This is a genomic window from Pseudomonas sp. microsymbiont 2 (assembly GCF_054788395.1).
This window is the reverse complement of sequence record NZ_CM139112.1, coordinates 5,014,357-5,026,690: the sequence shown is the minus strand read 5'-3', so window position 1 is coordinate 5,026,690 and position 12,334 is coordinate 5,014,357. Positions and strand designations below refer to the sequence as shown.

Genomic DNA, 12,334 nt, shown 5'->3' with positions numbered 1-12,334 from the left:
GCCGCTTTGCGGCCCTTTCCGACCGGTCCGACGCCTCGGCAAGGCCGCTCCTACAGAGATCACGCCAGTTGAGAAAACTCAGCAAGACAGTTGCTCCCACAACTCCCGCATACCACGCATGCACCAGACGAAAAAAAGGAGCCGACGATGCGCGTCGGCTCCCCCTCGTCGACCGTCCTGGTCAGCGATCAGTGTTCGGCAACCGCCTTGCGCCTGGGCGTCTCGTTGCCATGTTCGTCCAGTTCGAGCACCGGCACTTCGTTGCCATCGGCGTCGAACAGCTTGCCATCCTTGAAGTAGTCGCCATCGCGCAGGGCCGAGATGTCCGAGTACTGGATGGTCCGTTCGTAGGCGGCGGCGAATACCGACTGGTTTTCCGAGTTGCCGGTGGTGAAGTGGTTGAAGATCAGGTTCAGCAGAATGGCCATGATCGCCGCCGAGCTGATGCCGGAGTGGAAGATGGTTTCGAACCAGCTCGGGAAGTTGTGGTAGAAGGTCGGCGCCGCGATCGGGATCATGCCGAAGCCCAGCGAGGCGGCGACGATGATCAGGTTGACGTTGTTCTTGTAGTTGACCTTGGACAGGGTACGGATGCCGCTGGCCGCCACGGTGCCGAACAACACGATGCCCGCGCCGCCGAGGACCGGGGTCGGTACCGCGGCGATGACCCGGCCCATGATCGGCAGCAGGCCCAGCACCACCAGGATTACCCCGCCGGTGGCCACCACGTAGCGGCTCTTCACCCCGGTCACGGCCACCAGGCCGACGTTCTGGGCGAAGGCGCTCTGGGTGAACGAGCCGAAGATCGGTGCCAGGATGCTCGATGCCATGTCGGCGCGCAGGCCGTTGCCCAGGCGCTTGGAGTCGACCTTGGTGTCGATGATCTCACCGACCGCGAGGATGTCCGCCGAGGTTTCCACCAGGGTCACCATGATCACGATGCACATCGACAGGATCGCGGCGATGTGGAAGGTCGGCATGCCGAAGTGGAACGGTGTGGGGAAGGCGAAGATCGGGCCTTCGGTGACCTTGCTGAAGTCGGTCATGCCCAGCGCCCAGGCAATGAGGGTGCCGGCGACCATGGCGAGGAGGATCGACAGGCGCGAGATGGTCGCGCTGCCCAGCTTGCTCAGCAGCAGGACGATGGCGAAAGTCAGGGCCGCCAGGCCGATGTTGGCCACGCTGCCGAACTCCGGTGAGGCGCTGTTGCCGCCCATCACCCAGCGTGCGGCCACCGGCATCAGGGTCAGGCCGATGGTGGTGATGACGATCCCGGTCACCAGCGGCGGGAAGAACTTGGTGATGCGCGAGAACACCGGGGTGATCAGGAAACCGATCAGCGAGGCCGCCATCACCGCGCCCAGCACCGAAGGCAAGCCGCCGCCACTCTGACTGCCGAGGATCGCGCCCATGGTCGCCACGCCCGCGAACGACACGCCTTGCACCAGCGGTAGCTGGCAGCCGAAGAACGGCAGGCCAAGGGTCTGCAGCAACGTGGCCAGGCCTCCCGCGAACAGCGAGGCGGCGATCAGCAGGCCGATTTCCGCCGGCGCCAGGCCCGCGGCCTGGCCGAGGATCAGGGGTACGGCGACGATCCCTCCATACATGGTCAGGACATGCTGCAGCCCGTAGGCCAGGTTGGCGCCAAGGCCGAGGTTCTCGTCCTCGGGGCGCGGGGCGGGAGACGTGCTGGGGGACGTGGTCATGGAGCAGGCTCTCTGTTTATTGTTGTGGCGCTACTGTAGACAACTCTTACAGAACATTGCCATAGGAATTGTATACAAAGTTTTGATCGTAGCGCCGGAAAGGGTGCGTACAGGATGCGCCAAGCCCCGATGCACGTTGTGTTCCAACGTGAAGGAGGCTGTTCCAGAGGGGTGTGTACAAGAGGGGGGAAAAGCAGGTAAAGCTGTCTGGCCGGACAGGAAAGCCGTTACGGCCAAATGATTAGCAGGCTAAGAGATATCAATCTTCGATGAGTTCGCGCAGCTCGCGCATCATTTCGGTGCTGTCAGCTAGGTTCAACTCCACAAGACGGTGCAGGTGGGTCATCGAATCGATGTCGATGTACAGGCAGACGAAGCCCAGGCGGGTCTCTTCTTCGTGACGCAGCTCGACCTGCATCCTGACTTGGGTGGTTCTATCGTTCAGGTGGATTACTGCATCGAAATCCTGGGTGAGATCGGCCTCCCACGGCCGCGGGCGCTCGATCAGCAAACCCTTGAGCGACAAATCGAGGAGCTTCGCCGGCCAGCGGCGTTCGCCCTGGCGCAGCTCGATGGGGGCATCGAAGGCGATGCGCTGGAAACGGCGGCGTTCGTCGTGATCGCTCATGGCGGGTTCTCCGGGTGACATCCTGACTATAGTTAGTTTGGTATGTGCATCAGGTACCGCAATCTGGCCGCAGAGGCTCTAGACCAAAGCAAGTGTGGCAATGCGCGATGACACGCCCTAGACTCGATGGGCGGTCTTTCCAATCCACCAGCTGGAAGTAAACCATGAACAACAATAATAGCCTGCTACGCCACATTCCGTGGCTGGCGCTGGCAGTCATAGGGGCCTGCGCGCTGGGTGTGGTTGCCCTGCGTCGCGGTGAGGCGATCAACGCCTTGTGGATCGTGGTCGCGGCAGTGGCCATCTACCTGGTTGCCTACCGTTACTACAGCCTGTTCATCGCCACCAAGGTGATGCAGCTCGACCCCCGCCGGGCCACGCCCGCGGTACTCAACAACGACGGCCTGGACTACGTCCCGACCAACAAGCACATTCTCTTCGGCCACCACTTCGCCGCCATCGCCGGCGCCGGCCCGCTCGTGGGCCCGGTGCTCGCGGCGCAGATGGGCTACCTGCCCGGCACGCTGTGGCTGATTGCCGGCGTGGTGCTGGCCGGCGCGGTGCAGGACTTCATGGTCCTGTTCCTGTCCACCCGCCGCAACGGACGCTCGCTGGGCGACATGGTCCGCGAGGAGATGGGCCGCATTCCCGGCACCATCGCCCTGTTCGGCTGCTTCCTGATCATGATCATCATCCTCGCGGTGCTGGCGCTGATCGTGGTCAAGGCCTTGGCCGAGAGCCCATGGGGCATGTTCACGGTGATGGCGACCATCCCGATCGCGATGTTCATGGGCATCTACATGCGCTTCATTCGCCCGGGTCGCATCGGTGAGATCTCGATCATCGGCGTGGTCCTGCTGCTGCTGTCGATCTGGCTGGGGGGCCAGATCGCCGCTGATCCGGTCTGGGGCCCGGCGTTCACCTTCACCGGCGTGCAGATCACCTGGATGCTCGTTGGCTATGGCTTCGTCGCCGCCGTGCTGCCGGTATGGCTGGTGCTGGCGCCACGCGACTACCTGTCGACCTTCCTCAAGATCGGCACCATCGTCGGCCTGGCCATCGGTATCCTGATCATTGCGCCCGAGCTGAAGATGCCGGCGCTGACCCAGTTCACCGACGGCACCGGCCCGGTATGGAAGGGCACCCTGTTCCCGTTCCTGTTCATCACCATCGCCTGCGGCGCGGTATCGGGCTTCCATGCGCTGATCTCCTCGGGGACCACGCCGAAGCTGCTGGACAACGAAACCAACGCCCGCTACATCGGCTACGGTGGCATGCTGATGGAGTCGTTCGTCGCCATCATGGCCATGGTCGCCGCCTCGGTGATCGAGCCAGGCGTGTACTTCGCCATGAACAGCCCGGCCGCGGTGGTCGGCGCCGACGTGGTCTCGGTGGCACAGACCGTCAGCAGTTGGGGCTTCACCATCACTCCCGAGCAGTTGGAAGCCACTGCCCGTGACATCGGCGAGCACACTATCCTGGCGCGTGCCGGCGGTGCGCCGACCCTGGCGGTCGGTATCGCGCAGATCCTTCACCAGGTGCTGCCGGGCGAGAACACCATGGCGTTCTGGTATCACTTCGCCATTCTGTTCGAGGCGTTGTTCATCCTCACCGCGGTGGATGCCGGTACCCGTGCCGGTCGCTTCATGCTCCAGGACCTGCTGGGCAGCTTCGTGCCAGCCCTGAAGCGCACCGAGTCGTGGACCGCCAACTTGATCGGCACTGCCGGCTGCGTGGCGCTGTGGGGCTACCTGCTGTACCAGGGCGTGATCGATCCGCTGGGCGGCATCAACACCTTGTGGCCGCTGTTCGGTATCTCCAACCAGATGCTGGCCGGTATCGCCCTGATGCTGGGCACCGTGGTGCTGATCAAGATGAAGCGCCAGCGCTATGTCTGGGTCACCCTGTTGCCGGCGGTCTGGCTGCTGATCTGCACCACCACCGCGGGCCTGATCAAGCTGTTCGACCCGAACCCGGCAGTGGGCTTCCTGGCCCTGGCCAAGAAGTACAGCGCCGCGCTGGATGCTGGCCAGGTGCTGGCGCCGGCCAAGGACATCGGCCAGATGCAGCACGTGATCTTCAACGCCTATACCAACGCCGGCCTGACCGTGCTGTTCCTGGTGGTGGTGTTCAGCGTGCTGTTCTTCGCCGTCAAGGTCGGCCTTGCCGCCCTGGGCCGCAAGGAGCGCACCGACAAGGAAACCCCTTTCCAGGCCCTGCCTGACGCTTGAGAGGACTGCCGCGATGTTCAACGACCTGGGTCGACTGGGTAAGTACCTGGGGCAGGCCGCCCGTCTGATGGTCGGCATGCCCGACTACGACAACTATGTCGAGCACATGCAGACCAAGCACCCGGACAAGCCGGTGATGAGCTACGAAGAGTTCTTCCGCGAGCGCCAGGAAGCGCGCTATGGTGGCAAGTCCGGGCCCAAGTGCTGTTGAACCCGCCTCATGGGTAAACAGGGGGAGGCAGGCAAATGGCCTCCCCCTGATTGCCACATCACTTTTTGGATTTGCCAGGACCCTGTGGGAGCGGGCTTGTCCGCGAATGCGCCGGTGAATTCAATGCCGCAGTCGCGGGCAAGCCCGCTCCCACAATGGCCCCCTGCAATCATTTCCTGATTCAGGAGTTTTCCGCGTGCAAACGCCCATTCCCGTTACCGTGCTGACCGGCTTCCTTGGTGCCGGCAAGACCACATTGCTCAAGCACATGCTCAAGGCCGAGCACGGCCTGAAGCTTGCCGTGATCGAGAACGAGTTCAGCGAGGCCGGCATCGACAGCCAGCTGCTGGGCGATGAGCCGGTGCAGGTCATGACCCTGGCCAACGGTTGCGTGTGCTGCAGCATCCATGGCGACCTGACCCGTGCCTTGTACCTGCTGCTCGAGCGCCTGGATGCCGGCGAGATCGCCTTCGACCGCCTGGTGATCGAGTGCACCGGCCTGGCCGACCCGGCGCCGGTGGCGCAGACGTTCTTCATCGATGAAGAGCTGCGCGAGCGCTATATCCTCGACGGCATCATCACCCTGGTGGATACCGCCCACGCCGAGCTGCACCTGACCCAGGCCATCGCCCAGGCCCAGGTCGGCTTCGCTGACCGCCTGCTACTGAGCAAGACCGACCTGGTCGAGCCACCGCTGGTGGAGGCTCTGCGCGAGCGTCTGGCGCGCATCAATGGCCGAGCGGCGATCCGCGTGGTGGAGCATGGTCGCATCGACCTGGCCGAGCTGCTCGATGTGCGCGGCTTCAATCTCAACCCTGACCTGGGACTCAGCCTCAAGCCGGGCCTGCGCCCGGTGCTCAAGCCCGCGACACCTGATCGCATTTCGACCCTGGTACTGCGTACCGAGACCCCGCTGGACATCGATCGTCTCAGCGACTTCATGAACGCGCTGCTCGAGGAGCACGGCAAGCAGTTGCTGCGCTACAAGGGCGTGCTGAACATCGCCGGCGAAGACCGCCGTCTGGTATTCCAGGGCGTGCTGAAACTGTACGGTTTCGACTGGGATGCCGAGTGGCGGGACGACGAGGCGCGGGAAAGCGTGATGGTGTTCATTGCCGATGAATTGCCGGAGGCGAGGATTCGGGCAGGCTTCGAGGCATTGGGACACGCATGAGTGGGATGTAGCTGACTGGTTGATGCCGCCGAATGGCGGCATTTTTTTGCTTCGTTCAATTGATCGGGCCAGCCGGCGTGGTCTCTCTTGAAAGGAGCACCTTTTTTGGTACACTTGGTCGCGACACCTCCTCAAGTCAGCGTGCTTTTCTTTCGCACAGAACTTGGCAACGAGCCCGTGCGGGAGTGGTTGAAAGCCTTGCCGCGCGATCAGCGCCAGTTGATCGGGGCCGAGATCAAGACCGTGCAGATCGGCTGGCCACTTGGCATGCCTCTGGTGCGAAAGATGGAAGGCGGGCTTTGGGAGATTCGTGTCGACCTGGGAGACACCGTGGGACGCGTGCTGTTCACGATCATCGATGGGGTGATGGTATTGCTCCATGGGTTCATCAAGAAAAGTCAAAAGACGCCCTCGGTCGACCTCGCATTGGCCAGGAAACGCAGGGCGAGCCTTAGGAGGCAAGCGATATGAACCCGCACATCGGTTCGGATTTCGACGATTTTCTCGCTGAAGAAGGCCTCCTGGAGGAGGTCACCGCCGCAGCGCTCAAGCGGGTGATCGCCTGGCAGCTGACAGAGGCCATGAAGCAGCAGAAGGTCAGCAAGAAGGCGCTCGCAGAGCGCATGCACACCAGCCGCACCGCAGTCGATCGAGCGCTTGACCAGACGGATGCCGGCATGACGCTGGCAACCCTGGCCAGCGCGGCGAGAGCCCTGGGGCAGCGTGTGGAAATACGCCTGGTGCCCGAGGTCACGCCAGCGCGATGAGGCGCATGAAAAAGCCCGGCACATGGCCGGGCTTTTTCACATCAGGCGTCTGCCAATCAGTTGCCGTACACCGGCAGCTTCTTGCAGATGGCCTTGACCTTCTCACGCACGGCGTCGATCACCGCTTCGTTGTTCAGGTCGGCCAGGATGTCACAGATCCAGCCAGCCAGTTCGCGGCACTCGGCTTCCTTGAAACCACGGGTGGTGACGGCCGGGGTGCCGAAACGCAGGCCCGAGGTGACGAACGGCGAACGTGGGTCGTTCGGGACCGAGTTCTTGTTGACGGTGATGAAGGCCTTGCCCAGGGCGGCGTCGGCGTCCTTACCAGAGATTTCCTGCTTGATCAGCGACAGCAGGAACAGGTGGTTCTGGGTGCCGCCGGAGACGACATCGAAACCACGCTCGATGAACACTTCGGCCATGGCCTGGGCGTTTTTCACCACTTGCTGCTGGTAGGCCTTGAACTCAGGCTGCAGCGCTTCCTTGAAGCAGATCGCCTTGGCGGCGATGACATGCTCCAGCGGGCCGCCCTGGGCGCCCGGGAACACGGCGGAGTTCAGCTTCTTCTCGATGTCGGCGTTGGCACGGGCCAGGATCAGGCCGCCGCGCGGACCGCGCAGGGTCTTGTGGGTGGTGGTGGTGACCACGTCGGCGAACGGAACAGGGTTCGGGTACACGCCGGCGGCGACCAGGCCAGCCACGTGGGCCATGTCGACGAACAGGTAGGCACCGACCTTGTCGGCGATTTCGCGGAAGCGGGCGAAGTCCAGGACCTGGGAGTAGGCGGAGAAGCCGGCGACGATCATCTTCGGCTTGTGCTCCAGGGCCAGCGCTTCGACTTCGTCGTAGTCGATCAGGCCGTTGCCGTCGATGCCGTACTGGATGGCGTTGTACAGCTTGCCCGAGGACGAAACGCTGGCGCCGTGGGTCAGGTGGCCACCGTGGGCCAGGCTCATGCCCAGGATGGTGTCACCGGCCGACAGCAGGGCCAGGTAGACCGCGGCGTTGGCCTGCGAGCCGGCGTGCGGCTGGACGTTGGCGTAGTCGGCGCCGAACAGCTCCTTGGCGCGATCGATGGCCAGCTGCTCGACCACGTCGACGTACTCGCAACCACCGTAGTAGCGCTTGCCTGGGTAGCCTTCGGCGTACTTGTTGGTCAGAACCGAGCCTTGGGCCTCCATGACCGCCGGGCTGGTGTAGTTTTCCGAAGCGATCAGCTCGATATGCTCTTCCTGGCGCAGGGCTTCTTGCTGCATGGCTTCGAAGAGCTCGGCGTCGTACTTGGCAATGGTCAAATCACGGCTGAACATGGCGGTCCTCAAGGATCGGGCAGAATTGGGGGTGCATTCTAACCGATTGATTCGCCGCTGGCATATGAAGTGGCATCAAGTCGCGGACCAATGGCCCTCATGTTGCAACCCGCGCCGTTTCTGGGCTGGAGTTGACTTCGGGGTCCGGTTTTCCAGCGCCGCGCCGTGCCCCTGTAGGAGCGGCCTTGTGTCGCGAAAGGGCCGTGCAACGGCCCCAGGATGTCAGCATTCACGCCAAGATCGCCGGGACCGCTTTGCGGTCCTTTCGCGACACAAGGCCGCTCCTACAGGGACCGTGTGGCGCTTCGATCACTGGAACATGAACAGGGTCTCGTTGCTGAACTGCGCCTCGAACTGGTTGGCCGGCATCGGTCGGCCGAACAGGTAACCCTGCACTTCGTCGCAACCGTGCTCGCGCAGGAACTCGAGCTGCTCGTGGGTTTCCACGCCCTCGGCGATCACCGCCAGGTTGAGGCTGTGGGCCATGGCGATGATCGCCCGGGCGATCTGCGCGTCCTGTTCGCCCTCGGGCAAGCCGTCGACGAAGGTGCGGTCGATCTTGAGCACGTCGATGGGGAATTGCTTGAGGTAGTTGAGCGACGAATAGCCGGTGCCGAAGTCGTCGACTGCGATGCTCAGGCCCAGGTTCTTCAGGCTGTCGAGGATCTGCATGGCTTCGTTGACCTCACGCATCAGGATGCTCTCGGTCAGCTCCAGCTCCAGGCACGCCGGCGGCAGGCCGGTTTCTTCGAGGATGGTGGCGATGCGCGTGCCGAGCTGGCCGTCGGAGAACTGCCGGGCGGAGATGTTCACCGACACTTTCGGCACCCGCACCTTCTCCATGTGCCAGGCCTTGAGCTGGCGGCTGGCCTCGCGCAGAACCCAGTCGCCGACATCGACCACCAGGCCCAGCTCTTCGATCACCGGGATGAAGTCGCCCGGCGGCACCAGGCCGCGGGTCGGATGGCGCCAGCGCAACAGCGCCTCGGCGCCGGTCAGGCGCTTGCCATCGCCGCTGAACTGCGGCTGGTAGTAGAGGATGAACTCGTTCTGCTCCAGGGCATGGCGCAGGTCGCTTTCCAGTTCCAGGCGCTCCAGGGCGCTGGCGTTCATATCGGCCTGGTAGAACTGGAAGTTGTTCTTGCCGCGTTCCTTGGCATGGTACATGGCGGTGTCGGCGTTCTTCATCAGCTGGCTGAGCTCGCTGCCATCCTGCGGGCTCAGGGCGATGCCGATACTGGCGGTGACGAAGAACTCGCGGTTTTCCAGGACGAACGGCGTGACCAGCCCGCCGAGGATGTTCTCGGCGACATGGATGGCGCGGTTGAGCGCCTGTTCGCGCGTGGCACGGGGTTGCAGCAGCAGGGTGAACTCGTCGCCGCCCATGCGCGCCACGGTGTCGTCGTCGTCGACGCAGGCCAGCAGGCGCTCGGCCATGTCCTTGAGCATGCGATCGCCCGCGGCATGGCCAAGGGAGTCGTTGATCGGCTTGAAGCGGTCGAGGTCGAGGAACATCAGCACCACCCAGGCCTTGTGCCGTTCGGCCTGTTGCAGGGCGGTGTAGAGGCGGTCCTGGAACAGCGTGCGGTTGGGCAGGTGGGTCAGGGCGTCGTAGTAGGCCAGGCGATGAATGCGCTGCTCGCTGGCCTTGCGTTCGCTGATGTCGGTGAAGAAGCACACGTAGCTGGCCAGGTCGCCTTCGTCGTCGAGCACCGCGGTGATGCCAACCCAGGCCGGGTAGTGTTCGCCATTGCGCCGTTTCAGCCATACCTCGCCTTCCCAGCTGCCGCGCTGGCTCAGCTGCTTGAGCACGTAGCCCAGTTGCGCACTCTGCTGGGTTTCGACGGTGAGCATGCCGGGCAATTGGTCGAGCACCTCGGCCACGGCGTAGCCGCTGACCCGGCTGAACGCTTCGTTGGCCTGAACGATGTATCCGGCCGGATCGGTGATGAGGATCGCCGAGGTGGAGTGCTCGAATACCGTCGCCGCCATGCGCAGGTCTTTCTCGGCGCGGCGCTGCTGGCTGATGTCGCGGCCCACGCCGAGCACGCCCTCGAAACGGCTGTGTTCGTCCCAGACCAGCACCAGGCGCAGCTCGATGGGAATCTTGCGGCCATCGGCGCGCAGGCAGTCGAACAGGAACAGCTGGGTGGGCAGGGTGTCGCGCAGCTGGTTCAGCTGGGTGCTGTCGCCCAGTGCCTTGCTGACCCGCTCCAGCAGGCTGTAGACGCCGGTCAGCTGGCCGGGGTTGGCGATGATCGACTGCCAGCCGTTGGCGAAGATCCAGTCGGCCTGGTAACCCAGTACTGCTTGCACCGAAGGGCTGACATAGTTGAGTTGCAGTTGATTGTCGGTGGAGAAGATCACGTCGCTGATACTTTCGGCGAGCATGCGATAGCGCTGCTCGCTGTCGCGCAGCGACTCGCTGGCCTCGATCTGCACCGTGACGTCCTTGCCCACGCCGATGATGCGGGTGACCTGGCCTTCGCTGTCGCGGGTCAGCACCTGCTCGCGGATGTCATAGCAGCGCCAGCCACCGTCGCGGTGGCGGAAACGCAGCTGGCAGTGCAGCGATTGCCCATAGCTGGTGTCGCGCTGCTGCTGGCGCAGGGTGCGATAGTGCTCGGCGTCGCCGGGGTGCAGCAGCATCTCCCAGAAGCGGTCGCCCATCTGGGCCAGTTCCGCGCGCGCATAGCCCAGTGTCTGGCCCAGGTGGCGGTTGCTGAAGATCATTCGCTGGCTGTTGACGTCCTGCACGTAGAGCTGGTCGGGCACGGTGCGCACCACGTCCGACCAGAAGCTCTCGCGCTCGAGCAACGACAGTTCCACCTGCTTGCGGCTGGTGATGTCGCTGATGCTCAGGATCACGGCCTGGTAGTCACGACGCTGCTGGGGCAGACGCGCCATCAGCCACAGGTGCAGCTCGCCGCCCAGCGGGGCGGGCAGGCGCACCTCGAGCTCCAGTTGCTGGCGTTCCTCGATCAGGGCATCGATCAGTTGCATGCCGATGCTGTCGCAACCATTACCGCTGCCCTGGATCAGGCGCTGCCAGGCACCTTCGTGGCACTCGACGTTGAGCAGTTGGCGCGCCACCTGGTTGATCTCGGTGATCTTCAATTCCGCCAGCAGCGTGCGCCGCAGGTTGCAGTCCAGCGCCAGGCTCTGCTTGAGCGCGGCGCGGTTGCGCAGGTGGTAGCGATCCAGTTGCCCGGGCAGGCTGGAAAGGTCGAGCACGCACAGGGCCACGCCAGTGCCTTCGAAGATTTCCTGGTAGCGCCGGCGATCCTCCTGCAGGGCGCGCTGGCGGCGGCGCATGTTGATCAGGGCCAGCACCGGCAGCAGGGCGCAGAACAGCACCAGCACGCCTTTGCCGAGCAGGGCCGGGAGCAGCTTGTCGCGGGCCTGGCCGGCATCGAACAGGCCACGCAGTTGCCAAGTGCTGTTGTCGATGAAGGCAAGCATCACGCTCTGCAGCGGCTCTTCGCTGGTCTGGCGATGGCCGTGGCGCTTGATCACCTCGGCGTTGCGGCTGTTTTCCAGCAGCCAGAGGGGGTGGCTCGCCGCGTCTAGGTGTTCGGTCAGCTCCTGGTAGAACCGGCTGTCCAGCCTCAGGAGCCAGTAGCCGCGGTCCTGTTCGGTCGGTTGGCGCAGCAGCAGGTAGATCCTTTGGTTGTCAGGTGCGTTGCCATAGAAGAAAGCGCGGCCCTGGTTCAGTTGCAGGAGCCCGTCAATCAACTGACGGTCTGGGGTGCCGTCCAGTGTGTCGCTGCGCACCTGTCCGGCGCTGTTCAGCCAGGCCAGGTCGCGCAGCGATGGCAGGCGCGCCTGCAAGGTGGCGAGCAAGGGGGGCAACGCGGCGGGTGTCGGCGGATTGACGTACGCTTGAACCAGATTCAGCGACTGCTGGGCCTTCAGGGCCATGTTCAGGCTCAGATGGTCGGCCAGTTCCGCGCTGGTCGCCAGGCTTTGCTGGCGCAGGTCGGCCTGGGTATGGCGGAACTGGGCGAACAGTTGCCAGAGCAGCAAACCCAGCAGAACCAGGGCGAGCAGCGCCAGCGCTCCCTTGAGCGAGCCACGCGGGTGCATGCCCGCCTTGGAGTCGGCAGGAGGCAGGGATGACGGTTGCGTGAGATTGGTCAAGCGTTGGGTCCTGCGATTGTGCTGGCGATGGCAGGGGGCTGCGATCCCGGTGCATGCACGGCGCGTGCCGTGGTCGCCGGGCGAACTATATAGGTGCACCGGGGAAGCCGGCTAGCATGCCTTCAAATATGGCAAAGTGCCAGTCCGTGTGTCCGATGGCGAGATGT

The 12,334-nt window shown here is 63.8% G+C and carries 9 protein-coding genes; 5 read left to right on the top strand and 4 right to left on the bottom strand.

Translation table 11 applies throughout. From position 1 onward, the window contains the following. Positions 1-188: 188 nt before the first annotated feature. Both ACYUME_RS22675 and ACYUME_RS22670 read right to left on the bottom strand, forming a co-directional pair. Positions 189-1,706 (bottom strand): nucleobase:cation symporter-2 family protein, encoded by a 1,518-nt coding sequence (locus tag ACYUME_RS22675; RefSeq protein ID WP_279887362.1) that lies wholly within the window; start codon positions 1,704-1,706, stop codon positions 189-191. A gap of 259 nt (positions 1,707-1,965) precedes the next feature. Beyond that, a complete protein-coding gene (locus ACYUME_RS22670; RefSeq protein WP_279887364.1) occupies positions 1,966-2,334 on the bottom strand; it encodes a PilZ domain-containing protein in 369 nt (122 codons plus the stop codon). A gap of 164 nt (positions 2,335-2,498) precedes the next feature. On the opposite strand from ACYUME_RS22670, the gene ACYUME_RS22665 reads away from it, so the two are divergent. The 5 genes from ACYUME_RS22665 to ACYUME_RS22645 all read left to right on the top strand — a co-directional run bounded on the left by ACYUME_RS22665 (position 2,499) and on the right by ACYUME_RS22645 (position 6,717). Beyond that, positions 2,499-4,565 carry a carbon starvation CstA family protein gene (locus ACYUME_RS22665; RefSeq protein ID WP_279887366.1) on the top strand — a complete coding sequence of 689 codons (2,067 nt, stop codon included), beginning with the start codon at positions 2,499-2,501 and terminating at the stop codon, positions 4,563-4,565. Between the two features lie 13 nt (positions 4,566-4,578). Continuing rightward, positions 4,579-4,776, top strand: coding sequence for a YbdD/YjiX family protein (locus tag ACYUME_RS22660; RefSeq protein ID WP_460416988.1), 198 nt, complete (start codon positions 4,579-4,581; stop codon positions 4,774-4,776). 196 nt (positions 4,777-4,972) lie between these two features. Beyond that, a complete protein-coding gene (yjiA, locus tag ACYUME_RS22655) occupies positions 4,973-5,950 on the top strand; it encodes a GTPase (RefSeq protein ID WP_460416986.1) in 978 nt (325 codons plus the stop codon). Positions 5,951-6,064: 114 nt separating this feature from the next. Beyond that, positions 6,065-6,421 carry a type II toxin-antitoxin system RelE/ParE family toxin gene (locus ACYUME_RS22650; protein WP_279888019.1) on the top strand — a complete coding sequence of 119 codons (357 nt, stop codon included), beginning with the start codon at positions 6,065-6,067 and terminating at the stop codon, positions 6,419-6,421. Then, entirely contained in the window at positions 6,418-6,717 is a 300-nt protein-coding gene (locus tag ACYUME_RS22645) for a helix-turn-helix domain-containing protein (RefSeq protein ID WP_279888002.1), read from the top strand. Before ACYUME_RS22650 ends, ACYUME_RS22645 begins: the two co-directional genes overlap by 4 nt. A gap of 56 nt (positions 6,718-6,773) precedes the next feature. Here ACYUME_RS22645 and glyA read toward each other — a convergent pair whose 3' ends face one another. Both glyA and ACYUME_RS22635 read right to left on the bottom strand, forming a co-directional pair. After that, a complete protein-coding gene (glyA, locus tag ACYUME_RS22640; protein WP_460416984.1) occupies positions 6,774-8,027 on the bottom strand; it encodes a serine hydroxymethyltransferase in 1,254 nt (417 codons plus the stop codon). 309 nt (positions 8,028-8,336) lie between these two features. Continuing rightward, on the bottom strand, positions 8,337-12,167 hold the full coding sequence (locus ACYUME_RS22635; RefSeq protein WP_460416982.1) for a sensor domain-containing protein: 3,831 nt from the start codon (positions 12,165-12,167) through the stop codon (positions 8,337-8,339). Between the last annotated feature and the right edge of the window lie 167 nt (positions 12,168-12,334).